This is a genomic window from Variovorax sp. W2I14 (genome assembly GCF_050435205.1).
GTDB classification, from domain to species: Bacteria; Pseudomonadota; Gammaproteobacteria; order Burkholderiales; family Burkholderiaceae_C; genus Variovorax; species Variovorax paradoxus_C.
In genome coordinates this window covers 5,879,218-5,905,204 of sequence record NZ_JBNDJX010000001.1, presented here as the reverse complement: position 1 = coordinate 5,905,204, position 25,987 = coordinate 5,879,218, and the positions used below count along the sequence as shown (strand labels likewise).

Here is a 25,987-nt window from a genome sequence, read left to right as displayed (position 1 = left end):
GGTGAGGGCTGGGGCGGTTGCAGGGCACTGCCTTGGCAATTGCTGTCGCCCTCACCCCTGCCCCTCTCCCCAAGGGGAGAGGGAGCAAGACCACAGACTCAGAAAGGCGAGTTCGGGTGGTAGAAATCCTTGGCGTTTTCCTTGGTGATCAGCACCGAAGGAATGATCGTCGTCGCGGGCAGCTTCTCGCCCTTCAGGCGCGCTTCGGCGGTGAGCTTGATCGCGTCGTAGATGAACTTGGGCGAGTAGCTCACGTCGGCGCCGATACGCTTGTCCTTGCCGTCCATGATGGTCTTGACCATGCCCTTGGCGCCCGCGCCGCCGAACACGATCTTGATGTCGTCGCGCTTGGCCTGCTCGATGGCCTTGAGCACGCCCACGGCCATGTCGTCGTCGGCCGCCCAGATCGCGTCGATCTGCTTGAAGCGCGTGAGGTAGTCCTGCGTGACCTTGAAGGCGTCGTCGCGGTTCCAGTTGGCGTACTTGGCATCGAGCAGCTTGATGTCGGGGCTGCCCTTCAACACCGCGTTGAAGGCGTCCATGCGTTCGTTGTCCAGCGTGGTGGCAATGCCGCGCAGCGCGACCACGTTGCCCTTGCCGCCGAGCGTCTTCACGATGTATTCGGCGGGGATCTTGCCGAAGGCGGTGTTGTCGCCGGCCACGTACGCATCCTGCGCGCTGGTGTCGGTAAGGCCGCGGTCGACCACGGTGACGTACGCGCCCTTGGCCTTGACCTGCGCGACCGGCTTGGTCAGCGCAGCCGACTCGAACGGAAACACGACGAGCGCGTTGATCTTGGTGACCGTCGACAAGTCCTGCAGTTGGTTGGCCTGTTCGGGCGCGTTGGCCGCGGTCTTGATCGTGATCTTCAGGTCCTTGTGTTCTTTCTCGAGGTCCTTCTTCGCCTGGTTGGCCCAGTAGTTGATGCCGCCCATGAAGCTGTGCGTCGCAGCGGGAATCGAAACGCCGAGGTTCACCTTTTCGGCGGCGAGCGCAGGCAGGCTCGCGAGCGCTGCGGCGGCGACCGCCGTGAGTGCGATGCGACGGGTGAAAGTTGTCATGCTGGATGTCTCCTCTTGGTGGGTGGAATGAAACGGAAAAAACTTTTGTGGCCGAGCGCCGGGCCGCCCCAAGCCGGCCGCGCCTCCCCCTCGGGGGGTGGAGTTACACGAGCGCAGCGAGTGAAAAGCCGGGGAGCCATCATCTGCGTCCACGCTGCAGGAACGCGACGATGATGATGACGAAGCCCTGCACCGCAGCGTTCAGGTACACGCTGATGATGCTGGTGAGGTTCAGGATGTTGCTGATGACCGAGAGCAGGATCGCGCCCACCACCGTGCCGGTGATGCTGCCCGCGCCGCCCTTCAATGCCGTGCCGCCGACGATCACCGCGGCGATCGCCTCGAGCTCCCACAGGAGGCCGGTGGTCGGCGAGGCCGAGCCCAGGCGCGGCACATACAGCAGCGTCGCGATGCCCACGCACACGCCGAGCAGCACGTAGGTCATGATCTTCACGCGGTCCACGTCGACCGCCGCGTAGCGCGCCACCTGCTCGTTCGACCCGATGGCCTGCACATAGCGCCCGTAGGCCGTGCGGTTGAGGATGACGCCGCCGATGATCGCGACGATCACGAACACCCACACCGGCACCGGAATGCCCGCGAGGCTCGCGTAGTACACGGGCGCGTAGAGGTCCGACAGTTCGTTGTCGAGCGTGAGCGCGCCGCCATCGGCAAAGTACGTGAGGTACGCGCGAAAGATGCCCAGCGTTCCAAGCGTCACGATGAAGGGCTCGATGCGTCCCTTGGTGATCAACAGGCCGTGCGCGAGGCCGAACACCGCGCCCAGCACGATGGCCAGCACCGCGCCCATCACCACCGCCAGCATCGGCGAGCCCGAGGCGGGGCCGGCCCAGTTGATGAACATGATCACGCTGCCCGCAATGAGCGCGGCCATCGAACCCACTGACAGGTCGATGCCGCCCGAGATGATCACGAAGCACATGCCCACCGCGATGATGCCGATGAAGGCCGTGCGCGTGAGCACGTTCATCGCGTTGTCGACGGTGGCGAAGTCGCTGTTGAGCAGCGTGCCCGCGATGCACAGCAGCACGAGGCCGATGACCGGGCCGAGGCCGTGCAGGCGCTCGGTCCAGCGCGGCTTGGCTTCGCTGCGGTGCGCGGCTGCCGCCTCAGGCTGCTGCGACGGGGGAGTTTGCTGTTCCGGTGGCATGAGCGATGAGCTCCTCTTCAGTCAAATGGTCCGCGTCGAGCGTGGCAACCAGCTGGCCCGCGCGCATCACCGCGACGCGGTGGCACAGGCCGATCAGTTCCATCAGCTCCGACGAGACGACGATCACCGCGAGCCCTTCGCGGGCGAGTCGCTGGATCAGGAAATAGATGTCGCGCTTGGCGCCCACGTCCACGCCGCGCGTGGGCTCGTCGAGCACCACCACCTTGGGCTGCGGCTGCAGCACCTTGGCGAGCGCGAGCTTCTGCTGGTTGCCGCCCGAGAGCGAAGAGGCCTTCACATCGAGCGAGCCGGTGCGGATGCCGTAGTCCTTCACCGCCTCGGCCAGCGCGCCGCGCTCGCCTTCCGGCTGCAGCCAAGGCTTGGCATAGCGCTCGAGCGCCATCAGCGTGAGGTTCTGGCGAAGGCCGAAGTCCACGTGCAGGCCCTTGCCCTTGCGGTCTTCGCTCAGGTACGTGAGGCCGTTCTTGGCGGCATCGCGCGGATTGCGCCAGCCCTTGTTGTGGGGCACGGGCTTGCCGAGCATCTCGACGCTGCCGCTCGCGGGGCGCAGGCCGAGCAGGCCTTCGAAGAGTTCGGTGCGGCCCGCGCCGACGAGGCCCGCGAAGCCGAGGATCTCGCCGGGGCGCACCTCGAAGCTCGCGTCCTGCGCCCAGCCGGGCACGGTGAAGTTGCGCACGCGCATGGCCGGCGCATCGGCGGCGACGACGAGGTCGCGCGGCGGGTAGAGGTCGGCGAGTTCGCGGCCGACCATCAGGTTGGCCATCTGGTGGCGCGTGACATCGGGTGTCAGCGCGCGGGCGACGAAGCGGCCGTCGCGCATCACGATCACCTCGTCGGTTACCTGCTCCACCTCGTCGAGCTTGTGCGAGATGTAGACGATGGTCACGCCATCGGCGCGCAGCTGCGCGATGAGCTTGAACAGGCGCTCGGTCTCGCCGGGCGTGAGCGTGGCGGTGGGCTCGTCCATGATCAAAAGGCGCGCGCGGCGGGCGATGGCTTTCGCGATCTCGACGAGCTGCTTCTCGGCGACGATGAGCTTGCGCACCTTGGTGCGCGGATCGACCTGCAGGCCGACGGCGGCGAGCGCTGCGGCGGCATCGCGCTCCATCGTGGTGTCGTCGAGCAACCAGCCCTTTTTCTTTTCGTGGCCGAGGAAGATGTTCTGCGCGACGCTCAGGTCTTCGGCGAGGTTGAACTCCTGGTGGATCAGCACGATGCCCAGCGCCTCCGCATCGCGCGAGCTCGTGAACTGCTGCGGCTGGCCGTTGATGCGCAGCGTGCCGCCGGTAAGCGACTCGTAGCCCGCGAGGATCTTCATCAACGTGGACTTGCCCGCGCCGTTCTCGCCGAGGAGACCGTATACGCGGCCGGGCGCGAGCGCGAAGCTCACGCCGTGCAGCACCTGCACCGGGCCGAAGGCCTTCACCACGCCGTCGAACTCGACGGCGACGCTGCCCTTGGGGTTCTCTGCTCCGCTCATGGCGCCACTCCGCGAACTTTGAGGGTCTCGTGCATCGCGAGCACGCCGGCGCCGACGAGGCCGCCTTGCGTGCCGAGCGGCGTGTACTGGATCTCCAGGTGCCGCGTGGAGAGCGCAAGCGAGCGCTGGTACACGCTCTGCCGCACGGCCGCGAGAAACAGCGGCCCGATGCGCGTGATGCCGCCGCCGATGAACACGTGCGACGGATTGAAGAAATTGACGACCGACGCGAGCATCTGCCCGATCAGGCTGCCCGCTCGCTGGATGATGCCGTTGGCCGCGGTGTCGCCGCCGCGGCTGGCCTGACCGACGTCGATCGCGTCGATGCGGCCGTGCACGCGCAGGCATTCGGCCAGCACCTCGCTCTCGCCCGCCTCGGCCGCCTGCATCGCCATGCGGGTGATCGCGGGGCCGGCCGCCATCGCCTCGACGCAGCCGAGGTTGCCGCAGTGGCAGAGCGGGCCCGCCTGGTCGACGCAGATGTGGCCCACGTCACCGGCCGAGCCCGCGGCGCCGCGGTACACCTCGCCGTGGCAGACGATGCCGCAGCCGATGCCGGTGCCGATCTTGATGACGAGGAAATTGGTGAGCGAGCGCTTGAGGCGCCACAGCTCGCCGAGCGCCATGAGGTTCACGTCGTTGTCGACGAAGACGGGCGCCGCGTAGTCCTCGCGCAGGTAGTCGCGGATCGAGAAGCTGTCCCACGCCGGCATGAGCGGCGGGTTCACCAGTTGGCCGATCTCGAAGTTGACGGGGCCCGGTACGCCGATGCCGATGCCCAGCACGCTCTTCGCGCTGTGGCCGCAGCGGGCGAGCAGTTCGCGCATCAGCGTGCGCACACGGGCCAGGACGACCGCGGGGCCGTCGCGCACGTCGGCGGGTTCGTCGTGCTGCGCGAGCACGGTGAGGTCGGGGCGCAGCACCGCGACGTCGAGGCTGGTGGCGCCGATGTCGATGCCGATGAGCACGCCGAGGCCGGCATGGAGCTGGAGGTTTTCGGCGCGGCGTCCACCCGAGGAGCGCTGCAGGCCCGCTTCGGCGAGCAGGCCCTGGTCGACGAGCCCGGCGATCAGCGCATTGGCCTTGCTCTTGGAAAAGCCGAGTTGTTCGGCCATGGCGTGGCGCGAGCCGCCGGCCGACCAGAAGGTCGTTTCCAGCAACTGCATCTCATGAGCAGTGATGCCACTCCAGGGTGCCACGCGCTTGTCTCCGTGTTCTTTTTGCCTGCTCCGCAGCCTGGGGCTGTCGGGCGAACGCGAATACTAGGGGCAGGCCTTCAGCCGGACAAGGCCGAACTTCGACCAAGTTCAGATCGAAGATGACTCAACACGAGCGTCCAGACGCAAAAAAGCCGCCCGAAGGCGGCTTTTCCCGGGAAGAAGCGCTCGCGCGCTTGCTTGCTTACTTCTTCTGGCGGTACTTGCGCAGCGCAGCGATCTGCGCAGCCATCACGGCCAGTTCGGATTGCGCCATCGCGATGTCGATGTCGCTCTTCGCGTTCTTCAGCGCTTCCTCGGCCGCGGCCCTGGCCACGTTCGCCTTTTCGTCGTCGAGGTCCTTGCCGCGGATCGCGGTGTCGGACAGCACGGTGACGGCGTTCGGCTGCACTTCGAGAATGCCGCCGGCCACGAAGACGAACTCTTCGCCGCCATCGGCCGTTTCGATGCGCACGGCACCGGGACGGATGCGCGTGATCAGCGGGGTGTGGCGCGGATAGATGCCGAGCTCACCGGCTTCACCGGGCAGCGCGACGAACTTGGCTTCGCCCGAGAAGATCGACTCTTCCGCGCTGACCACGTCGACGTGAATGGTGTTTGCCATCTGAGTTCCTATCTATGCCGCCTCAAGCGACCTTCTTGGCTTTTTCGAACGCTTCGTCGATCGTGCCCACCATGTAGAACGCTTGTTCCGGCAGGTGGTCGGCTTCGCCGTTCACGATCATCTTGAAACCACGGATGGTTTCTGCCAGCGGCACGTACTTGCCAGGCGAGCCCGTGAACACTTCGGCCACGTGGAACGGCTGCGACAGGAAACGCTGGATCTTGCGAGCGCGGGCCACGGCGAGCTTGTCGTCGGGAGCCAGTTCGTCCATGCCCAGAATCGCGATGATGTCGCGCAGTTCCTTGTAGCGCTGCAGCGTGCCTTGCACGGCGCGGGCCACGTTGTAGTGCTCTTCGCCGACCACGTTCGGGTCGAGCTGGCGCGAGGTCGAGTCCAGCGGGTCCACGGCGGGGTAGATACCGAGCGAAGCGATGTCGCGCGACAGCACCACGGTCGAGTCCAAGTGGGCGAAGGTGGTGGCGGGCGACGGGTCGGTCAAGTCATCCGCTGGCACGTACACGGCCTGGATCGAGGTGATCGAGCCGACCTTGGTCGAGGTGATCCGTTCTTGCAGGCGGCCCATTTCCTCGGCCAGCGTCGGCTGGTAGCCCACGGCGGAAGGCATACGGCCCAGCAGTGCCGACACTTCGGTACCGGCCAGCGTGTAGCGGTAGATGTTGTCCACGAAGAACAGAACGTCGCGGCCTTCGTCGCGGAACGACTCGGCGATGGTCAGGCCGGTCAGCGCCACGCGCAGACGGTTGCCCGGGGGTTCGTTCATCTGGCCGTAAACCATGGCCACCTTCGACTCGGGCAGGTTGTCCAGGTTCACCACGCCGGAGTCGGCCATCTCGTGATAGAAGTCGTTGCCTTCGCGGGTACGTTCACCCACACCGGCGAACACCGACAGACCCGAGTGAGCCTTGGCGATGTTGTTGATGAGTTCCATCATGTTCACGGTCTTGCCCACGCCGGCGCCGCCGAACAGGCCCACCTTGCCGCCCTTGGCGAACGGGCACACCAGGTCGATCACCTTGATGCCGGTTTCCAGCAGGTCTTGCGAAGGCGACAGTTCGTCGTACGCGGGGGCCTTGCGGTGGATGGAGGCGGTGAGCTCCTGGCTCACGTCGCCGCGTTCGTCGATCGGACGGCCGAGCACGTCCATGATGCGGCCGAGCGTGGCCTTGCCGACGGGCACCGTGATGGGCGCACCGGTGTTGGTGACGATCAGGCCGCGGCGCAGGCCGTCGGACGAACCCAGCGCGATGGTACGCACCACGCCGTCGCCCAGCTGCTGCTGAACTTCGAGGGTCAGTCCGCCGCCTTCGAATTTCAAGGCGTCGTACACCTTGGGCATCTGGTCACGCGGGAACTCCACGTCGACCACGGCGCCGATACATTGGACAATTTTTCCTTCAGCCATGGCGTTTCCTTCTGGATGGATCTCAATAAATTTGCGACAGGTTCTTGCAGAAGCGTCCTGGTGCCAAAACGGGCCGCTTTTGCAAGAATGCCGGACGGGCCGGCACCCTTGAGAACTACTACTTCTTCAGATCAGCACTTCATGGCCGTCGCTTGTGCAGCGAAAGCGTCCGAAGCGGCCTTGCAAGCCTGGCCCAGGGCAGCCTTGTCGGCGCCCATCGAAGCCCAGGTGGCCTTGGTCTGGTCGAGGCTGGCCTTCATCGCATCGGCGGCAGCGCCGCTTTGTGCGCCCACGCAGGTCTGAACCTTCGTCAGGTAGTCGTTGCACTCTTGTGGCAGGTCCGCGGCCGATGCCGTCGGGGCTGCAGCAGCAGGTGCTGCGGCGGCCGGCGCCGATGCCGGAGCGGCAGGAGCGGGCGCAGCAGGTGCAGCGGCGGGAGCCGGAGCAGCAGCGGGCGCTTCTTCCTTCTTGGAGCAAGCAGTCAGAGCGGCAGCAACAGCCACCAGAACGAGAAGTTTCTTCATGTGCGCAAAGTCCCCTAAAAAATAGGCCTGTGTTATCGGACGCGCAGCGCGCGTCCGTTCGGCAATGTGGCCCGTTGCATCGCCTTGATCAAACTCAAACGCCGGCGGCAGCCGCTGCGCCCGACACGATTTCCGACAGCTCTTTCGTGATGCCGGCCTGGCGGGTCTTGTTGTAGACCAGCTTCAGCTCGCTGATCACGTTGCCTGCGTTGTCGGTGGCAGCCTTCATGGCCACCATCCGCGCCGAATGCTCGGACGCCATGTTCTCGGCCACGGCCTGATAGACCAGCGACTCCACATAGCGAACCAGCAGCTCGTCGATCACGCTTTGCGCATCGGGCTCGTAGATGTAGTCCCACGAATGCTGGCCTTCCTCGACCTTGAGCGAGTCTGCAGCCAGCGGCAGCAGCTGCTCGACGAGCGGCTCCTGCTTGATCGTGTTGATGAACTTCGTGTAGCACAGGTACACGGCCGAGAGCTTGCCTTCCGCGTAAGCGTCGAGCAGGGTCTTGACCGGGCCGATGAGCTTGTCCAGGTGGGGCGTGTCACCCAGGTGGGTGACATGCGCGACCACGCGGGCGCCGATGCGGTTCAGGAAGCCGAGGCCCTTGCTGCCGATGGCAACCGACTCGATGGCCACGCCAGCAGCCTGCGCTTCGCGCAGCTTGGTCGTCACGGCGCGCAGCAGGTTGGTGTTCAAGCCACCGCACAGACCCTTGTCGCTCGTCACGATGATGAAGCCGATCGCCTTGGCGTCGCTCTTCTTCATGAATGCGTGCGTGTACTCGGGGTTCGCCTTGCCGAGGTTGGCCGCAATGTTGCGGATCTTCTCGCTGTAGGGGCGGGCGGCACGCATGCGCTCTTGCGCCTTGCGCATCTTGGAAACCGAGACCATTTCCATGGCCTTGGTGATCTTCTTGGTGTTTTCCACCGATTTGATCTTGCCGCGGATTTCCTTACCAGCTGCCATATGAACTCCTTCTTGCGTCGGTCAAGGGGTCGATCAGGCGAACGACTTCTTGAACGAGGTGGCGGCTGCCAGCAGTTCGGCTTCGGCGTCCTGGCAAACCTTCTTGAAGGCTTGCTTCTCGGCGCTGTCGTCCGGCTTGGCGGGCTTCACGTCCCACTTGGCGCCATTCTTTTCCATGGTCTCGAGCAGGGCCGCGTGGCTCGACTTCAGCAGCTGGTGGAAGCCGTGTTCGAACGAGAGCACCTTCTTGACGTCGATGTCGTCCATGAAGCCCTTGTTCACTGCGAACAGCGTGGCATTCATCAGCGAGATCGGCAGCGGGCTGTACTGGGTCTGCTTGAGCAGTTCCGTCACGCGCGCACCGCGGTCGAGTTGCTTGCGGGTCGCTTCGTCCAGGTCGGAAGCGAACTGCGCGAACGCGGCCAGTTCACGGTACTGGGCCAGGTCGGTACGGATACCGCCCGACTGGTTCTTGATCAGGTTGGTCTGCGCCGACGAACCCACGCGCGACACCGAGATACCGGCGTTGATGGCGGGGCGGATGCCGGCGTTGAACAGGCTGGTTTCCAGGAAGATCTGGCCGTCGGTGATCGAGATCACGTTGGTCGGAACGAAGGCGGACACGTCGCCGGCTTGCGTTTCGATGATCGGGAGGGCCGTCAGCGAACCGGTCTTGCCCTTGACTTCACCCTTGGTGAACGCTTCGACGTAGTCGGCATTCACGCGGGCTGCGCGTTCGAGCAGGCGGCTGTGGAGATAGAACACGTCGCCGGGGTAGGCTTCGCGGCCTGGCGGGCGGCGCAGCAGCAGCGAGACCTGGCGATAGGCCACGGCTTGCTTGGACAGGTCGTCATAGACGATCAGGGCGTCCTGGCCGCGGTCGCGGAAGTATTCGCCCATCGTGCAGCCCGAGTAGGCCGACACGTACTGCATGGCTGCCGATTCGGAGGCCGATGCGGCCACCACGATGGTGTAGTCCATCGCGCCGGCTTGTTCGAGGGAGCGCACCACGTTCTTGATCGACGAAGCCTTCTGGCCGATCGCAACGTAGACGCAGGTCATGTTCTGACCCTTCTGGTTGATGATTGCGTCGATCGCCACGGCCGTCTTGCCGGTCTGGCGGTCGCCGATGATCAGCTCGCGCTGGCCACGGCCGACGGGCACCATCGAGTCGATGGACTTCAGGCCGGTCTGCATCGGCTGGTCCACGGACTTACGTGCGATCACGCCGGGAGCGACCTTTTCGATCACGTCGGTCATCTTGGCGTTGATCGGACCCTTGCCGTCGATCGGCTGGCCCAGTGCGTTCACCACGCGGCCGATGAGCTCGGGGCCCACGGGCACTTCCAGAATGCGGCCCGTGCACTTGACGGTGTCGCCTTCGGAGATGTGCTCGTACTCGCCCAGAATCACGGCGCCGACCGAGTCGCGCTCCAGGTTCAGCGCGAGGCCGAACGAGGGGGTGCCGTCCGCCGTGGGCGGGAATTCAAGCATTTCGCCCTGCATCGCGTCGGACAGGCCGTGCACGCGCACGATGCCGTCGGTCACCGAAACCACGGTGCCCTCGTTGCGGATGTTGGCGCTGACCCCAAGGCCCTCGATGCGGCTCTTGATCAGTTCGGAAATTTCTGCGGGATTGAGTTGCATGACTCTTTCCTTCTTTCTTTGAGGCTACAAGTAGAGGGCTGAAGACCGTCAGGCCGCCAGCGCAACTTTCATTTGTTCAAGGCGCGCTTTGACGGAGGTGTCGAGCACCTCGTCGCCGACCACCACACGAATGCCGCCGATCAGTTCCGCGTCCTGCTGGACCGTGACCTGCAGCTTGCGGCCGAAACGTTTTTCGAGCGCAGCCGACACGTTGGCCAGGGCCGCGGCATCGATCGGGAAGGCGCTGTAGACCACGGCGTCGGACGAACCGCTCTTCACGTTGGCCAGTGCCCGGAACTGCTTCGCAATTTCCGGCAGCACCGAAAAACGCCCGTTCTCCAGGAGCGCACCCAGGAAGTTCTGGGCATGGGCGGGCAACGGCGCACCGAAGGCGCCGGCGACCACACCGAGAACCTGTTCGGCCGTGGCCTTGGGGTTGTCGGCGAATTGCTGGAGCTCGGGGTTGGCCGCGATGGCGGCAACCTTGTCCAGCCAGGCGCTGGTTGCGGCAACGTCGGACGACGAGGCCTTGAAGAGCGCCTCGGCGTAGGGACGTGCAATGGTGGCGAGTTCTGCCATGGCTTCTATCAGAGTTCGGTCTGCAGACGGGCGAGCAAATCGGCGTGAACGCCCGCATTCACTTCCTTGCGCAGAATCTGCTCTGCGCCCTTGACGGCCAGTGCGGCAACCTGCTCGCGCAGGGCTTCACGGGCCTTCAGTGCCTGTTGGTCGGCTTCGACGCGGGCAGCCGCAACGATCTTGTTGCCTTCTTCGGTCGCACGGGCCTTGGCCTCTTCAACGATGGCTTGGGCGCGACGTTCGGCGTCGGCAAGACGTTGTGCGGACTCGTTGCGTGCCTGACCCAGCTCGGCTTCCACACGCTTGTTGGCGGCGGACAGCTCGGACTTGGCCTTGTCGGCGGCAGCGAGGCCTTCGGCGATCTTCGCAGCGCGGTCGTCCAGCGCCTTCGCGATCGGCGGCCACACGAACTTCATCGTGAACCCGACCAGGATCAGGAACACGATCATCTGAACGATCAGGGTACCGGTAATGCTCACTTTTCACCCTCTCTTTGGGATTGAATGCGAAGCCATTCCACAGAGGGGAACGACGACACGGGTCCGACGAGAAAGACTTACTTCGGCAGGTTGGCGATTTGCGCCAGGAACGGGTTGGCCGTTGCGAACCACAGGGCGATACCGGTGCCGATAATGAAAGCGGCGTCGATCAGACCGGCCAGCAGGAACATCTTGGTCTGGAGTTCGCCCATGAGTTCGGGTTGGCGTGCGGCCGACTCGAGGTACTTGCTGCCCATGATGCCGATGCCGATACATGCGCCCACAGCGCCCAGACCGATGATCAGGCCGGCGGCCAGTGCAACAAAGCTAATAACTTCCATGATGACTCCTAGAGGACTTTGGTTGAAGAGAAAACGAAAAACAGAAACCGAAACGGGATGATCGATGCGATCAGTGGTGATCGTGGGCCTGGCCGATGTAGACCAGCGTCAGCATCATGAACACGAAGGCTTGCAGCGTGATGATCAGGATGTGGAAGATGGCCCAGGCCGTGCCCGCGATGATGTGGCCGATGGCCAGGCCGATGCCGGTGGCCGAGAGCGACCAGGCACCACCCATGAGGGCGATCAGCAGGAAGATCAGTTCACCAGCGTACATGTTGCCGAACAACCGCATGCCGTGGGAGACGGTCTTTGCGATGAATTCGATCATCTGCATGGCGAAGTTGAAGGGGTACAGCGCCCAGTGGTTGCCGAAGGGTGCGGTGAACAGCTCGTGGATCCAGCCGCCGGCGCCCTTGATCTTGATGTTGTAGTAGATGCAGATCAGCAGCACCGCGACCGACATGCCCATCGTTACCGAGAGGTCGGCCGTGGGCACGACGCGCAGATAGGCGTGGTGCGGGTCGGCGCCGGCGATGCCGAAGATCTTGGCCCAGATCGCCGGGAACAAATCGACCGGGAACAGGTCCATTGCGTTCAGCAGGAAGATCCAGACGAAGATGGTGAGAGCCAACGGAGCGACGAACTTGCGGCTCGTGGCGTTGTGCACGATGCCCTTGGCTTGCTGGTCGACCATTTCAACCAGCAGCTCGACAGCTGCCTGGAAGCGACCCGGAACGCCCGAGGTGGCCTTGCGCGCAGCCAGCCAGAGCAACCAGCAACCCAGGATGCCCAGGGAGATGGAGAAAAACAGCGAATCGAAGTTGAAGACCGAAAGATCGGCCACACCTGCAGGCTTGGAGCTTTGCAGATGCGTCAAGTGGTGAACGATGTATTCACCAGCGGTCTGACCATGTTCCGCAGCGTTTTCAGCAGCCATTCCGTTACTCGTCTCGTTGTTGCCGGCGCCGGGGCGAGAACATCACCGCCAACCAGGCCGCCTTCATTGTCACCACCAAGCCGACCAGCATTGCGGGCCAGCTCAGCGCCGTTATCAGCCTTGGCGCGGCGATCAGCATCGCCACGGACAAAGCCATCTTGACCATTTCCCAGAGGAAGAACCCAAACACCGCAGTGCCAGGATTCAGGGAAGAGAACCTGCCGGTCAGCCCACGAGCGAACACCGCCGATGGAATGACCACTGCGATCGCGCCGTAAGCGGCGGACCAACCCAGATTTTGCCTCCCCGTCAGTCCCCAGATGGCCAAAGCCACCACCAGACCGACAACCAACTGACCCGCGACCACCCGCCAAGGGGAGATCGAAGGGTTCTTTGCTCGCAGTTCACGCGCCTCATCGGCGGTCAACGGCTTGAATTCTGCGTCGAGGTCTTCAGCGACCTCCGACTCCTGTCGGGCGATTGTTTTCATTTCGAATGAAGCCCGGATGACGACCCAGAATTTCTACAAAGCCATTGATTATAAGTAAAAACCCAGCCGCTCCCGCCACATCCGCGTCACGATTGCGAATCGATGGCCACAAGACCTGACGTGAACCCGACTCGGCACACACAACCATAATTCCTTCATGCACCCTATCACCGACGCCTTGCCCGCCACGCTCTGTTACCTCGACGGCGAGTACACCGCCCTTCGCGACGCGAAGATCAGCGTCCTGGATCGCGGCTTCATTTTCGGCGATGGCATCTACGAGGTCGTTCCCGTCTACGGCGGCCAGCCCTTCTGCTTCGAAGAACACATGGCGCGTCTCGATCGCTCGCTGGCCGAGTTGCAGATCGCCAACCCACTCTCCATTGCACAGTGGCGCGACATCGTGATGCGGTTGATTGCACCAGGCGGCAACGCACCACAAGCCGTCTACTTCCAGATCACCCGCGGCGTCGCTCCGCGCGACCACGCCATGATCAAAGGCCTCACGCCCACCGTCTTCGTGATGGTGAACCCGCTGCCGCCCGTCTCCGACGCGGTGCGCGCCAAGGGCGTGACCTGCGTCACCGCAGACGACTTCCGCTGGCAGAAAGCCCACATCAAGAGCACCAGCCTCCTGGGTGCCGTGCTCTCCCGGCAGATCAGCGTCGAGGCCGGCGCGGCCGACACCATCATGTTCCGCGGCGAGTGGCTGAGCGAGGCCTCGTCGAGCAACGTGTGGATCGTGAAGGACGGCGTGCTCATCGGCCCGCCCAAGGACAACCTCGTGCTCACCGGCATCCGCTACGGCCTCCTCGAACGCCTGTGCCAGGAAGACGGCATTCCCTTCGCGCTGCGCCGCGTGTCGCGCGACGAAGTGTTCGGTGCCGACGAGCTCATCCTTTCCTCGGCCAGCAAGGAAGTGCTGCCCGTCGTCACCCTCGACGGCAAGACCATTGGCAACGGCCATCCCGGCCCCATCTACAAGAGCTTGTATGCCGCCTACCAACAGGCCAAGCAACGCAACGCTGAAAAGCAAGGAGCCACTGCATGACCGAGAACATCACCGACGACGCAGTCACCACGCCCATTCCCGATCCGCGCAAGGAATCGCTGATCGAATATCCCTCGCAGTTCCCGATCAAGGTCATGGGCGCCAAGACCGACGGCCTCGTGCACGCGATCACGCAGATCGCCGAGCAGTTCGACCCGACCTTCGACGCCACCACCGTCGAGCTGCGCGACAGCAAGGCGGGCAACTACCTCGGGGTGACCATCACCGTCACCGCCACCAGCCGCGAGCAGCTCGACGACCTCTATCGCGCGCTCTCGGGGCACCCGTCGGTCAAGGTCGTTCTTTGAACTGAGCCTTGCATGACGACGGTCGCAGACCTCCCGGCGGACACCGCCATCGCCCCGCAGTGGCTGGGCCGCGTCGACTACGCCGGCACCTTCGCGGCGATGAAGCAGTTCACGCTGGAACGCTCGGCCGAGACGGCGGACACGTTGTGGATCTGCGAACATGCCCCCGTGTTCACGCAAGGTGTTGCCGGCAAGCAGGACCACATCCTGAACCCCGGCAACATCCCCGTGGTGCAGACCGACCGCGGCGGGCAGGTCACCTTCCACGGCCCGGGCCAGGTGGTCGCGTATCCGTTGATCGACCTGCGCCGCGCCGGCTACTTCGTCAAGGAATACGTCTACCGCATCGAGGAATCGGTGCTGCGCACGCTCGCGCATTTCGGTGTGACCGGCCACCGGGTGCCGGGTGCGCCGGGCATCTACGTGCGGCTGGACGACCCGTTCTCGCATGCGGCGCTGACCGGCCCGCTGCCCGCCAGCGACCCGTTCCGCGGCCTCGGCAAGATCGCCGCGCTCGGCATCAAGGTGAGCCGCCACGCCACGTACCACGGCGTAGCGCTCAACGTCGGCATGGACCTCGAACCCTTCTCGCGCATCAACCCTTGCGGCTACGCGGGGCTGCAGACGGTCGACCTTTCTACAATCGGCATCCAAACCACATGGGAAGAAGCTGCCCGGGTCCTGAGCCAAAAGCTCACCACCTACCTGGCGCCCTAGCAATCCAATGAGCACCACCGAAGTCGTCCGCGACGCCCAGAGCGCCGAAACCTACAACCCCCTGGCCAAGCAGAAGGCCGCGGCCAAGCTCTCGCGCATCCCCGTCAAGGTGGTGCAGACCGGCGAAGTGCTCAAGAAGCCCGAGTGGATTCGCGTGAAGGCCGGCAGCCCCACCACGCGCTTCTACGAGATCAAGCAGATCCTGCGCGAAAGCAACCTGCACACCGTCTGCGAAGAAGCCTCGTGCCCGAACATCGGCGAATGCTTCGGCAACGGCACGGCGACCTTCATGATCATGGGCGACAAGTGCACCCGCCGCTGCCCGTTCTGCGACGTGGGCCACGGCCGCCCCGATCCGCTGGACAAGGACGAGCCCCTCAACCTCGCCAAGACCATCGCCAAGCTGCGCCTGAAGTACGTGGTGATCACCAGCGTCGACCGCGACGACCTGCGCGACGGCGGCAGCCAGCATTTCGTCGATTGCATCCAGAACATCCGCGAGCTCTCGCCGATGACGCAGATCGAGATCCTCGTGCCCGACTTCCGCGGGCGCGACGACCGCGCCCTGGAGATCCTGAAGGCCGCGCCGCCGGACGTGATGAACCACAACCTGGAAACCGCGCCGCGCCTTTATAAAGAAGCGCGCCCCGGCAGCGACTACCAGTTCAGCCTGAACCTGTTGAAGAAGTTCAAGGCGCTGCACCCGGACGTTCCGACCAAGAGCGGCATCATGGTCGGCCTGGGCGAAACAGACGAAGAGATCCTGCAGGTGATGCGCGACATGCGTGCCCACGACATCGACATGCTGACCATCGGCCAGTACCTGTCACCCTCGGGCTCGCACCTGCCGGTGCGGCGCTATGTGCACCCGGACACGTTCAAGATGTTCGAGGAAGAGGCCTACAAGATGGGCTTCAGCCATGCGGCTGTGGGGGCGATGGTGCGGTCGAGTTATCACGCGGATCAGCAGGCGCACGCGGCTGGGGTGTAGGTCGTCGGGTGAGAGCGGCAGACTGACTCAAGGAGAGAACGCCGAACGCAGCCTCGGGCGAGCACACTTTCAGTCAAGGCAACCACGCGCCAGGACGACTCATGCAACCGCCAGCGTCCAGCGTCCAGCGTACTTTACGTCCCTCGTGCAGGGGAAGCTCTTCTCCAACCGCGACTTCAACAGATGCGTGAAGATCGTCCTCAACCAACCAGCGTCCACCGAAGGGGGCTTTCTGCCCGCTTTCGGCCACGGTCAAGGATGTATAGCGGGCGCACTGCGAACCGGTGCGTTCACGTCGTCTGACAAGGCGGGCTGGAGGAATACATAGCGCTTTTCCTCCTCTGGAATAGCACCCCCCTCATAGCGATCGTCACGCCAGAGCTGGCGCCAGGTGGTAGGTTCTCCTTTTCCGTGCGTACCATGGCTCGCCATGTTCGGCGCGGCAGTACCGCCATGCAAATAGGCCATCGTGCCCACTACAGGAAACGGACCTTTGGGCGGCGAAGGCTTGAACAGGCTGATGATCTTCGGAGCAGGCGCCTCGACCGGCTCCCAAATGCCGGAATGCTCGATGACCCTTCCGGTGCGAACCAAGGGAGACTCAGTCGGATCGGGAACCATCGGCAGCGGATCAGGAAAAGTCATGCGCTCGAGTTCCGCCTTCAAGTGATCGTTGAGGAAGGTTCGTGCAACTGTTTTTACAGCGCCGTCAAAGTTGGGCTGAATCGCGTTTGGTGAGCATTCGCTCCAAGCTTGCGCCAACTGCCCGACCGCCAATGCATATTCATCCCATAAGGGTGTAGCGTCACGGTTGATGCCAATATCCCCGTCCGCCAGACGCCACAGCCTTTCCGTTTCGTGACCCAGCGGCCTGTACGCCTGCACCAGTTCAGAGTATGAGGCGTACTTGAATACGCGCTTGTCGCCTTGCTTGAGCCTTGACACAGCTTCGTCCAAATTGGCCAAGCCTTTCAAAATCAAGACCAGTTTTGACTCATGAATTCCGGTCCTTTCCTCAAGTCCCTTGGCGCTGGCTTCGCGAAGGCTTTCTTCGGCGACAGCAGACCACGCTTGATAGAAATCCAGAATGCGCTTCCATGCCGTGTACGAAGTCCACCGCCTGAGCGCGTAGAAGATCTGCTTGCGCTCCAATTCATTGGGCAGCGTAGTACCCGGCTGGCACTGTCATTTCGTGACCTCTCGGTTTTCCTTGGTCGCCATCTCTCGCGGGCCTAGCCGGGCCGTCTGTACGCTGGCAGCCCCCGGCATGTTGATGTAGCCATGAATACCGTTGGCATCGGTCCACCCCGTGGGCTTGATTTCGAACGTCATGCCGGTGACAGGCTCCTTCCAGGGCTTCGCTTTGCCGCTGGCGATAGCTGCTGTCGTCGATATGGGCGGCGGCACCAACCGCAGATTGGGCTTGGGCCGTGGAATGCGCGGATCATTGGCCGGCACGTCCGTGATCGGCCCGCCTGGCGGCGCAGGCATCGGGTTGGCCTGCGCCAGCAGCACCGGCTCGCCCCAGGCGGCTTCCTGCAACGCCTTGTCCTGCGCCTGCACGATGTCCACCCAGGCCTTTATCTCGCTTTGCGCCTTCGTCTTGGCGCCACCCCAGTCGAAGGACTCCACATAATGGCGCGCATCGCCATAGCTCTGACTGTGCATGAAGGCCTGCAACTCGCTCCAGGGTTGCCCTTGAGCGGCCATCTGCATCAATGTGCAGGCCGCGCCGTAGCTAGGCATGAAGCCGCCGAAGTACCAGCCCAATTGATCGGCGACTTGCGAGCGTTCGCCGCCGCTCAGCACGTAGCTCAGGAAGTCCCGCGTCAGATGCAGAAAGTCATCGTCGCTGTGAAAGCCCTTGACCCGCGACAGCCACTGCCCCGCAACTGCCTTGGCCGCATCCGTTTGCCTAATGGCCTCCGCGGGATAGAAGAGCCCGAGAAAGCGCTCGATCTCCCCCACCGCCATGCGAACGGCATCCGACAGGTTCGGCTTGACCTGCTGGATCGGAATGGTGCGTGGAATCACGACATCAACCCCTTCACCAGTGCAATGGCCGCATCGGCATCCGTGGCCGCACCGAAGCGGTCATTCGGTCGCTTCGATTCGCCATCCCACTTGCGCTCGTCCTCGCCCCAGACGACTTTCGCCGATCCCGGCGGCACGCCGTCATGGCGCGCGAATCCGTTGTCATCGACCTTTCCGCGGATAACCGCGCCGTTGTCGAAGATCAGCTTGTAGGCCGCGCCTTTGACGGGCTCCAGATCGTCATAGTGGTGATTCAACTCGATGAAATGCTGGGCTTCGTTGATTGCCCCGGTAGGCAAGAGTGGCAACTCCGTCGGGCTCCCCTTCGGCCCCACAAAACTCTTGCTCGCCCCCTTCACATCCAAGAGCCCCGGCATCTTCAACGTGATGTTCGCCCCATCCAGCTCGATGCTCGTCTGCCCGCCCTTGAGCGTGATCTTCTGCTTGGCCAGCACATGAATCTCGTCATTGCTGCTCGTGACCGTGAAGCCTTCCTTCGCCAGCCATTCGAGTTCGTCGGTATGCGCCTGCACGCTCACCGGCCCCTCCTGCGCGATGACCTGGATACCGCCTTCGTGGCTGTACAGCCCCACCGACTTGCCCGCCGCAAAACTCACCGTCTTGCCCGCCGCCATGTGCGCCTGCTCCTGCGCGGTCCAGTGGATCGCCTCGCCTGCATACACCGTCGCGCTCGCGGGCGTGGCCATGTTCAGGCTCATGTTCGCGTCCAGCACCATGAGTGGCCGAGCGAAGGCCGGCACCGGGTCCTGGCCCTGACGTGAATCCGCGCCCTCGCCGCCCTTGGGCTCCTTCGCGTCCTGACCGTTGACGCTGCCGGGGTAGTGCCCGTTCTTCTGCGGATCGATGTCGTCGATGAGCGGCTGCAGCAATGCCGTCGCATTCAATGCCAGTGCCTTGGCGCCACCGGCTGCGTCCGACAGGTTCTGCGCCTCGCGCAGTGCGCCGGCGAGTTGGCCGCGCACGCTCGCGGTGTCCTGCACGCTGGCTCACGCAACCGCCAGCGTCCACCTTACCTTGCGTCCCTTGTGCAGAGGAAGCTCTTCCCCGACTGCAACGTCAACAGATGCATGGAGGTCGTCCTCCACCAACCAGCGTCCAGCAACTGGAGCCCTCTCGCCACTTTCGGCGAAGGTCAAGGACACAGATGACGTACTGCGAGTCGATGCCGTCGCCTCTTCGGCCGCGACGGGCTGAAGGAAGACGTATTGCGCTTCCTCTTCAGGGACAGTGCCATCCTCGTAGCGGTTGTCTCTCCACAAAAGGCGCCAAGTCACGTTGACACGCAAACTCTCGTTCTCAGTTTCTTGTTTTGCGCGCGGCGCACTTGTTCCCTCATGCAGGTAGTTCATGCACCCGACGACAGCAAGCGGCCCTTTGGGCGATGAGGGCTTGAACAAGCTGAGCACCTTCGGTGCAGGCACGTAGACGGGCTCCCAAATGCCCGAAAAAGGAACGCCACGGCCTGTGCTAATCAGAACAACATCACTGGGATTGGGCACCTCAGGCAGGGCTTCCGGGAAGACCATCTTTGGCAACCACTCCAGATGCCAAGCGCCATAAATGTTTGGAGCGTCATCTAAAGGCTTCCCATGACTGCCCTCCTGAACAATGTCCGGCGCGCATTCGCCCCAGACATCCATCAGCGCATTGGCCGAACGCTTGAATTCATCCCAGTATGGCGTGTGGTCGGTATCGACAGAGATATCTCCCGTCTAGATCAGGCCCATCGGACCAAGCTTGCGCCCCCAATGCTCCAAAGGTCTCTGGGCGCGTACCAATTCAGCGTGGGAGGCATATCTGAAGATTCGTTTGTCGCCTTTGCTGAGCCGTGACACAGCATCCTCCAAGTCTGCGACGCCTTTCAGGATGGAGACAAGGTCATCAGAATGAATGCTGCTCTTGTCCTCCCATCCTTTGTCGCTGGCTTCCCGAAGACTGCTCTCCGTGGCATCGGCCCACACTTGATAGAAATGCAGAATCCGTTTCCACGCCGTCAACGAACTCCACATCTTGAGCGTATGAAAGATTTGCCCGCGCTCGATTTCGCAAGGAAGCATCACGCCCGCTGGCAATGTCATTTCGTGACCTCTCGGTTTTCCTTAGTCGTCATCTCGCGCGCGGGCCAGCACAAGGATCGCCACATGCGAACTCGCACGCCGTGTGCGCACCAGCCCGGGCGCATCGTCCGCGATCCACTGGTTCGGCCCGGCCGCTGGTGCAGCCATGCGCGAGAACATCGCCTTCGGGCTCTGTCGGCTTGCCCGATATCTCAGAGTTTCGGCGCAGACTGATCAACGTCCCATTGCCAGAACGTCGAGCCGTAGTCACTGCCTTCGATAACAGGCATTACTTCATCCTGCTTGAAATAACGGCGACTGCCGGTCAGGGCAGGCGTGAACCACCAGCCCGCTTGAGGACAGGGTTCGCCGCCAATACCACGCAGATGCACTCGCTCTTGTTTGGAAGCGATCTCCACCGTCAACCGTGGCATCGACCGCGCAAAATCCGCGAGATCCTTTGGGTAGACCAGATGTTCACGGAATGGCGCGTCGTCCACGTCGTAGAGATAGGCGACGGTCGCTGCTTCGAATGCCCAATAGCCAAAGTAACCGCCAGCGCCGTCAGGCGACTGTTTCTTGTGGCTGTTGTACCAACCCGTTCCCTTCATGCCGAGATACCACGCCTTGAGGAAGAGCCCGATGTCCTCTTGCTTTTCTTCCATAGGCGTTTCAGCTGTGGCATCGAGCAAGATACCGTAAGGTATCTCGTGGTACCCCGTCTCGAGGTAAGGGCGATCCGGCAAATACTTTCCGAGGAAGTCCTCTATCAATGCATCGTTTTCGTCGGGCGCCCCTCCCTTGAACAACGAGTGAACAGAGGGAATCAAATCTTCGCGATGCAGAAGAATGGCTAGAGACAAGAGCGCCACCACTCGCACGTAGTCGTCCTTGTGCTTGAAGTCAAAGAGCGGCATCGCTGGCTCTTTTTCGTAGACGCGATTGAAATAGGCAGCTTCCTTGTATGCCTGAACAATAGCGCCGAACTGTTCACGCAACTCCCCAATCGGCTGACCAGCGGTGTAGTCCCTCGACATCATTTCATACAGCTCGTCTGCTTTGCGAAGATGTTCGAGCCAGCGCATCTCGTCCGACAAGTTGCCATGGAGGAGTGCGTGCTCTATGTCCTTCATCGTGTGAGTGACATCAAACTCCTTCAAGAACAGGTAATAACTTTCATCTAAAAACTGCTGACGCCGACAGAGGTGAAAGGGAAGATGGGGCGAATTAATCATGGTGCCGACATTCCGAGAGATCCCGTATTTTGTGCGCTACGACGGCGCTCTTCAGCGTTGAGTTGGGCATCACCGAACTCTCTCGTAATCGTGTGATCACGATGCTCATCCGGGTCAAGGCCAGCGTCACTTGTAAGGGCTTTTTCGATCGCCGCATAGTGCTTAGCGACCTGAGGTATCGAAACCATCATTACGTGACGTGAGTAATTTGGACTCGTGCCAAATTTGATCTGCATGTCATTACGTACGCCTTTTCCATATTCCTCCTTGATTCGTTGTCCGATCCAAACGTGGCTCATTTGCATTACATTTTTTTCCGGTTTTTGCGGAGTTGTTGTCTTCGCAGGCGAAAGAGCTTGCTCTCCGCTGACGGCCGGTTCAGCGCTACCACCTCGTTTTCGTTTGCCACGTCCAGCACCCGCCTTTGCGGCCTGCTTAGCCGCCCGAGTGTCGTCTCGATAGGTCTGTAGTTCATCTTTGTCATACACGTCGTCGAGCATCGCCTTCAAGCTCGTCGTCGGCGTCATGTAGCACTTGGCTTCCACAACCGCATACTTTTGTGGCCCTGTGGCTTTCTTTCGCCAGACACCATCGATGCCCCGCCCTCGAGGCCCCTGCAGCGCAAGCTGAACCAAGTGGGTTCCGTCATTTAATTTTCCAGGTGAGATCAAGTCTCGTAGAGGACTCACTGCCCAACGGCCTGCGCCCCCTTTGTCATGAAGACTCCAGCCCGTTCCCCACGCCTTGCCTTCTAAGCAGTGGTAATCCACGATGTGTTCACCAACGATGCCTTGGATCGTCTGCGTCACTTTCGCGAGGACGCTCTGGGTCGGCTGAGTTGTCTTGGTCCCGTTATTTGCGTGGCCCGTATCCACCGATTGGGTTGGCTTGTCGCCCGTCTTTGGATGCGCTTGCACAGGAGGAGGCGCCGTCGCCTTTTTTTCATCGTGCGCATGGTTCGCTCTGGCCCGTGCTTCCGCAGCGCCGCGCGGACGCGACGACGTGGATGGCACAGCGGAAGCAATGGCAGTCAAGACAGCAGCTGTGTCTTCGCCCACCAGTTGGTTCACGAAATCCCGAACTGCGTTAACTCCTTCCGTCAATGGGCCCGATATCTTCCCTCGCATGGATTGAACCCCTGGCAACGCGTCCCTGGCAACGCTCGCCAAACGATCTGGAACCCACCAGTGGGGCGCGGAAAGGTACACGAGCATCTGCTCCATGGCGTCCACCGCCGCATTGGCCCGCGCAATTGCATCGCGTGTCAGCGTGCCCCACTCAAGCGCCTTGATCCATTTGACTGCACCACCCTTCGCCATTCCGAGCATGCGCTCCAGCATGTCCAATCCGGATCGCAGCGCGGGGCCGGCGAGTCGCCGCTCTTTCCACAACGGCTTGAACACCATCTTGAAAACACTGCCAACCTCAGGAATCACTGCAATTGCAGCAAAGCCGAGGTTCATGTAGTCCGACTTTTCAGCGGCAGCAAAACCGCCCTTGCGGTTGATGTGAAAAAGAACACCTGAGATATCTCGCGCATTCATGACCTGTTGAACGACTGGAATCAGGGCGATCGCGCCGCCCACGATCTGCGCGGAAATAGGTTGTTCTTCGACGAAGTCCCCAAGAATCAATGCCTTCAACCAGTCGACGATGTCGTCGACGATGCTCTGGGTCGTCATGATGTAACTCCTGCCGCCGTTTGCTCGATCCCACGGCGTTGTCGTTCCGCTTCGACGAGTTGTTCGCCTTCCGATTTTTTCGCTGGATCGTCCCACTCTGGAGTCTCGAGCGGAGGCGACTCCCAAGCTTTGGGATCCTCGCCATACTCAACGACGTATTCCTGGTTGGGGACTCCATCGATCCGTGCGAACCCCTTGGAGTCCAAAGAACCTGTAAAAACGGCGCCGGCTTTGAAGCGCACCTTGTACGGCGCATTCGCGATCGGCGTCAGATCGTCGTAGTGATAGTTCAACTCGATGAAATACTTCGGGTCACCGACGGCTCCGAACGGCAAGTACGGCAGCTCCGCTGGACTCCCCTTCGGCCCCACGAAACTCTTCGTCGCCCCCTTCACATCCAAGAGCCCCGGCATCTTCAACGTGATGTTCGCCCCATCCAGCTCGATGCTCGTCTGCCCGCCCTTGAGCGTGATCTTCTGTTTGGCCAGCACGTGAATCTCGTCATTGCTGCTCGTGACCGTGAAGCCTTCCTTGGCCAGCCATTCGAGTTCATCGGTATGCGCCTGCACGCTCACCGGCCCTTCCTGCGCGATGACCTGGATGCCGCCTTCGTGGCTGTACAGCCCCACCGATTTGCCCGCCGCAAAACTCACCGTCTTGCCCGCCGCCATGTGCGCCTGCTCCTTCGCGGTCCAGTGGATCGCCTCGCCCGCATACACCGTCGCGCTCGCGGGCGTGGCCATGTTCAGGCTCATGTTCGCGTCCAGCACCATGAGCGGCCGCGCAAAGGCCGGCACCGGGTCTTGGCCTTGACGCGAGTCCGCCCCCTCGCCGCCCTTGGGCTCCTTCGCGTCCTGACCATTGACGCTGCCGGGGTAGTGCCCGTTCTTCTGCGGATCGATGTCGTCGATGAGCGGTTGCAGCAATGCCGTCGCATTCAATGCCAGTGCCTTGGCGCCACCGGCTGCGTCCGACAGGTTCTGCGCCTCGCGCAGCGCACCGGCCAACTGACCGCGCACGCTCGCAGTGTCCTGCACACTGCCAGCGGCCCGCTCCTGCGCCAGCGTCGAGATCAACAGCCCTTCACCCGCGCGCGTGACGACCCATGCATCCGAGCGCAGCTCGGCACCGCTGCCGCGCCACGCACCGCGATTGCTCTCGTCGGGCGATTGCGCATTGAGTTGCCCCAGGTTCAGCTGGCTCGCCGCATGCGAACTGGCAAGCCGCGTGCGCACTTGCCCAGGTGCGTCGTCCGCGATCCACTGGTTGTAGCCGCTGCCATCGAGCGCACGGCTGTGCCAGCCCGAGAGCACGCCCGCGTGGTTGGCCGACGAATCGGTGCCGGCGGACCAGGGCGGCAGATCCTGTCCGTTGTAGAGCTGTTGGCTCACCACGGGACGGTCGATGTCGCCTTCGATGAACGACACGAGCACCTCCGAGCCGACGCGCGGCAGATGGTGCGCGCCCCAGTTCGGCCCGGCCACCGGCGCGGCCACGCGCAGCCACACCGACTGGCGGTTGCTCGCATGCCGGCCTGCGGCGACAAGACTGCCCTGCCCGCTTTGGCTTGAGCCCTGTTGCGTTGTCGCGCGCTGCGACTGCCAATGAAAACGCACCTGCACGCGGTGATCGCGCTGCGTGTGAACGGCGGTCGGCGCCTCGTCGTCATCCGCGCCGACCACGAGCGCAACCATCGCTTCGGGCGCCGTCGGCTTGGGCCGCCAGATCGGCGCGATCTGCGCTTCGGCTGGCTGCGCCTCGAAGCTGTTGCGATAGCTGCCCTTCTCGAGCTCGCCGGCCTCGAGCACCTGCGCGGCCTGCGCGCCGAGGTTGTTGGCGGCTTCGTGGCACACGCGCAGCGTGACGAATTTCTGGCCTTCGTAGCGGTCGTGCTGCGTGAGCGTGAAGCGCTCGCCGGCGCCCAGCTGACGCACGCTGCTTCCAGCGCTGAAGCGCTTGATGCGCGACTCGAACGCCACGAGTTGGTTCTCGGCGCGCCGCGCGGCGGCGGCGTTGTTGGCGTAGCGCTGCGAGCCCGCGCCGTCGTAGTGCTCCAGCACAGGCACGTCGCCCATCGCCAGCGCGCTCTGCGTCGAACCGGTGGGCGCCTGCAGCACGCTGGCATCCCACGCGTTCACCGTGACGGCGTTGCTGACGAGCTGGCGCTTGCTGCTCCAGGCGGTGATCGCGTCCTGCTGCTCGGTGGCGTCGACGCGGTGGAAGCGGATCTCGGGCAGTGCGCAATCGGGCGACTTCGCTTCGCGGTCGAAGATCACCAGGCGATGGTGCGATGGCGTCGTGTTGTTGTTGCTGTTGTTATTGGCGCCGCCGCTCTCGCCATCTTTCGTCTGCTCGTGCTCGAAGCGAAAGCTCAAGCCCTCCTCCGTGAGCAGACGCATCACGAAGGCGAGGTCCGATTCGCGGTACTGCACGCAGGTCGGCCGCACGGGCAGCTCTTGCGTGACTTCGAAGGTGAAGCTGGCGGTGGTGTGGTCGGCGAACACCTCGCTCACGATGTCCTGCACGCTCTTGGCGGCGTACACGAAGCTGTCGCGGCGAAGGCCCAGCGCGGCGAGCCAGGGCTGCAGGTGCAGCCGGTAGCGCGCAAGGCCGCCGTCGCCGCCCAGCGCGTCGACGGCCGTGAGGTAGCCGTGCCAGGTGCGGAAGCTGCCATTGGCGAGCAGGAGGCGCAGGCTCAGCTCCTCGCCGATCAGCGCGAAGGGATCGAACTCGCTCGACGTGGCGAGGGTGTCGATGGTGAAGGCGAAGAGTTCGTTGATGCCTTCGGTGGCGGTGAAGCGTTCGACGACGACGGCATCGTCGATGCTCGCGCTACCTCGGGGCTGCGCCAAGCGAATGAGCCTGGCCTTCTGCGACAACTGCGCTGTGGTCAGTGCACCCAATGTCCCGTTGGTCATGACAGTAGGACTCCCTCATATTTTTT

At 63.0% G+C, this 25,987-nt stretch carries 27 protein-coding genes; 4 read left to right on the top strand and 23 right to left on the bottom strand.

Translation table 11 applies throughout. The features are described 5' to 3' along the window. Nucleotides 1-98: 98 nt before the first annotated feature. The 14 genes from QF040_RS27625 to QF040_RS27560 all read right to left on the bottom strand — a co-directional run bounded on the left by QF040_RS27625 (nucleotide 99) and on the right by QF040_RS27560 (nucleotide 12,947). A complete protein-coding gene (locus QF040_RS27625; protein ID WP_306882566.1) occupies nucleotides 99-1,061 on the bottom strand; it encodes a substrate-binding domain-containing protein in 963 nt (320 codons plus the stop codon). Between the two features lie 139 nt (nucleotides 1,062-1,200). Continuing rightward, entirely contained in the window at nucleotides 1,201-2,232 is a 1,032-nt protein-coding gene (locus tag QF040_RS27620) for an ABC transporter permease (protein ID WP_429613636.1), read from the bottom strand. Then, complete coding sequence (locus QF040_RS27615; protein ID WP_429613635.1) at nucleotides 2,192-3,733, bottom strand: sugar ABC transporter ATP-binding protein; 1,542 nt, start codon at nucleotides 3,731-3,733, stop codon at nucleotides 2,192-2,194. Before QF040_RS27615 ends, QF040_RS27620 begins: the two co-directional genes overlap by 41 nt. Further along, nucleotides 3,730-4,899: an ROK family protein gene (locus QF040_RS27610; RefSeq protein ID WP_306882644.1), complete on the bottom strand. Its 1,170-nt coding sequence runs from the start codon at nucleotides 4,897-4,899 to the stop codon at nucleotides 3,730-3,732. The genes QF040_RS27615 and QF040_RS27610 overlap by 4 nt, the downstream gene beginning before the upstream one ends. Nucleotides 4,900-5,134: 235 nt before the next feature. Beyond that, nucleotides 5,135-5,554, bottom strand: coding sequence for a F0F1 ATP synthase subunit epsilon (locus QF040_RS27605; RefSeq protein WP_429613634.1), 420 nt, complete (start codon nucleotides 5,552-5,554; stop codon nucleotides 5,135-5,137). A gap of 22 nt (nucleotides 5,555-5,576) precedes the next feature. Continuing rightward, nucleotides 5,577-6,977, bottom strand: a complete 1,401-nt coding sequence (gene atpD, locus QF040_RS27600) for a F0F1 ATP synthase subunit beta (protein ID WP_429613633.1) — start codon at nucleotides 6,975-6,977, stop codon at nucleotides 5,577-5,579. Nucleotides 6,978-7,108: 131 nt separating this feature from the next. Continuing rightward, nucleotides 7,109-7,501 carry a hypothetical protein gene (locus QF040_RS27595; protein ID WP_176662063.1) on the bottom strand — a complete coding sequence of 131 codons (393 nt, stop codon included), beginning with the start codon at nucleotides 7,499-7,501 and terminating at the stop codon, nucleotides 7,109-7,111. Nucleotides 7,502-7,595: 94 nt separating this feature from the next. Next, a complete protein-coding gene (atpG, locus tag QF040_RS27590) occupies nucleotides 7,596-8,471 on the bottom strand; it encodes a F0F1 ATP synthase subunit gamma (RefSeq protein WP_198788346.1) in 876 nt (291 codons plus the stop codon). Nucleotides 8,472-8,504: 33 nt separating this feature from the next. Then, complete coding sequence (gene atpA, locus QF040_RS27585) at nucleotides 8,505-10,118, bottom strand: F0F1 ATP synthase subunit alpha (protein WP_093443448.1); 1,614 nt, start codon at nucleotides 10,116-10,118, stop codon at nucleotides 8,505-8,507. 48 nt (nucleotides 10,119-10,166) lie between these two features. Then, nucleotides 10,167-10,697 (bottom strand): F0F1 ATP synthase subunit delta, encoded by a 531-nt coding sequence (locus QF040_RS27580; protein WP_429613632.1) that lies wholly within the window; start codon nucleotides 10,695-10,697, stop codon nucleotides 10,167-10,169. An 8-nt stretch (nucleotides 10,698-10,705) separates the two neighbouring features. After that, nucleotides 10,706-11,176: a F0F1 ATP synthase subunit B gene (locus QF040_RS27575; RefSeq protein ID WP_007830193.1), complete on the bottom strand. Its 471-nt coding sequence runs from the start codon at nucleotides 11,174-11,176 to the stop codon at nucleotides 10,706-10,708. A gap of 77 nt (nucleotides 11,177-11,253) precedes the next feature. Beyond that, a complete protein-coding gene (atpE, locus tag QF040_RS27570; RefSeq protein WP_007830191.1) occupies nucleotides 11,254-11,517 on the bottom strand; it encodes a F0F1 ATP synthase subunit C in 264 nt (87 codons plus the stop codon). A gap of 70 nt (nucleotides 11,518-11,587) precedes the next feature. Then, on the bottom strand, nucleotides 11,588-12,457 hold the full coding sequence (gene atpB / locus QF040_RS27565; RefSeq protein ID WP_176662066.1) for a F0F1 ATP synthase subunit A: 870 nt from the start codon (nucleotides 12,455-12,457) through the stop codon (nucleotides 11,588-11,590). Between the two features lie 4 nt (nucleotides 12,458-12,461). Continuing rightward, nucleotides 12,462-12,947 carry an ATP synthase subunit I gene (locus QF040_RS27560; RefSeq protein WP_306882561.1) on the bottom strand — a complete coding sequence of 162 codons (486 nt, stop codon included), beginning with the start codon at nucleotides 12,945-12,947 and terminating at the stop codon, nucleotides 12,462-12,464. 157 nt (nucleotides 12,948-13,104) lie between these two features. Here QF040_RS27560 and QF040_RS27555 point away from each other — a divergent pair, with 157 nt between their 5' ends. The 4 genes from QF040_RS27555 to lipA are packed head-to-tail and all read left to right on the top strand — an operon-like array spanning nucleotide 13,105 to nucleotide 16,014. Further along, nucleotides 13,105-13,998 carry a D-amino acid aminotransferase gene (locus tag QF040_RS27555; protein WP_429613631.1) on the top strand — a complete coding sequence of 298 codons (894 nt, stop codon included), beginning with the start codon at nucleotides 13,105-13,107 and terminating at the stop codon, nucleotides 13,996-13,998. After that, a complete protein-coding gene (locus QF040_RS27550; RefSeq protein WP_013543873.1) occupies nucleotides 13,995-14,306 on the top strand; it encodes a YbeD family protein in 312 nt (103 codons plus the stop codon). Before QF040_RS27555 ends, QF040_RS27550 begins: the two co-directional genes overlap by 4 nt. A 12-nt stretch (nucleotides 14,307-14,318) precedes the next feature. Continuing rightward, nucleotides 14,319-15,023 (top strand): lipoyl(octanoyl) transferase LipB, encoded by a 705-nt coding sequence (lipB, locus tag QF040_RS27545; RefSeq protein WP_429613630.1) that lies wholly within the window; start codon nucleotides 14,319-14,321, stop codon nucleotides 15,021-15,023. Between the two features lie 7 nt (nucleotides 15,024-15,030). Further along, the gene (gene lipA, locus QF040_RS27540) at nucleotides 15,031-16,014 is read left to right on the top strand and encodes a lipoyl synthase (RefSeq protein WP_307511211.1); all 984 of its coding nucleotides are present in this window, start codon (nucleotides 15,031-15,033) and stop codon (nucleotides 16,012-16,014) included. A gap of 252 nt (nucleotides 16,015-16,266) precedes the next feature. Here lipA and QF040_RS27535 read toward each other — a convergent pair whose 3' ends face one another. The 9 genes from QF040_RS27535 to QF040_RS27495 all read right to left on the bottom strand — a co-directional run bounded on the left by QF040_RS27535 (nucleotide 16,267) and on the right by QF040_RS27495 (nucleotide 25,961). Continuing rightward, on the bottom strand, nucleotides 16,267-17,166 hold the full coding sequence (locus QF040_RS27535) for an Imm71 family immunity protein (RefSeq protein ID WP_429613629.1): 900 nt from the start codon (nucleotides 17,164-17,166) through the stop codon (nucleotides 16,267-16,269). Between the two features lie 33 nt (nucleotides 17,167-17,199). Next, a complete protein-coding gene (locus tag QF040_RS27530) occupies nucleotides 17,200-18,048 on the bottom strand; it encodes a hypothetical protein (protein WP_429613628.1) in 849 nt (282 codons plus the stop codon). Then, entirely contained in the window at nucleotides 18,045-19,049 is a 1,005-nt protein-coding gene (locus QF040_RS27525; RefSeq protein ID WP_429613627.1) for a DUF2345 domain-containing protein, read from the bottom strand. Before QF040_RS27525 ends, QF040_RS27530 begins: the two co-directional genes overlap by 4 nt. Nucleotides 19,050-19,055: 6 nt before the next feature. After that, entirely contained in the window at nucleotides 19,056-19,709 is a 654-nt protein-coding gene (locus QF040_RS27520) for an Imm72 family immunity protein (protein ID WP_429613626.1), read from the bottom strand. Between the two features lie 72 nt (nucleotides 19,710-19,781). Next, on the bottom strand, nucleotides 19,782-20,147 hold the full coding sequence (locus QF040_RS27515) for an Imm71 family immunity protein (protein ID WP_429613625.1): 366 nt from the start codon (nucleotides 20,145-20,147) through the stop codon (nucleotides 19,782-19,784). 21 nt (nucleotides 20,148-20,168) lie between these two features. After that, nucleotides 20,169-20,294, bottom strand: a complete 126-nt coding sequence (locus tag QF040_RS27510; protein WP_429613624.1) for a hypothetical protein — start codon at nucleotides 20,292-20,294, stop codon at nucleotides 20,169-20,171. A gap of 44 nt (nucleotides 20,295-20,338) precedes the next feature. Beyond that, on the bottom strand, nucleotides 20,339-21,361 hold the full coding sequence (locus QF040_RS27505) for a PoNe immunity protein domain-containing protein (protein WP_429613623.1): 1,023 nt from the start codon (nucleotides 21,359-21,361) through the stop codon (nucleotides 20,339-20,341). Next, a complete protein-coding gene (locus tag QF040_RS27500) occupies nucleotides 21,358-23,043 on the bottom strand; it encodes a hypothetical protein (protein WP_429613622.1) in 1,686 nt (561 codons plus the stop codon). Before QF040_RS27500 ends, QF040_RS27505 begins: the two co-directional genes overlap by 4 nt. Beyond that, nucleotides 23,040-25,961 carry a type VI secretion system Vgr family protein gene (locus QF040_RS27495; RefSeq protein ID WP_429613621.1) on the bottom strand — a complete coding sequence of 974 codons (2,922 nt, stop codon included), beginning with the start codon at nucleotides 25,959-25,961 and terminating at the stop codon, nucleotides 23,040-23,042. The genes QF040_RS27500 and QF040_RS27495 overlap by 4 nt, the downstream gene beginning before the upstream one ends. Between the last annotated feature and the right edge of the window lie 26 nt (nucleotides 25,962-25,987).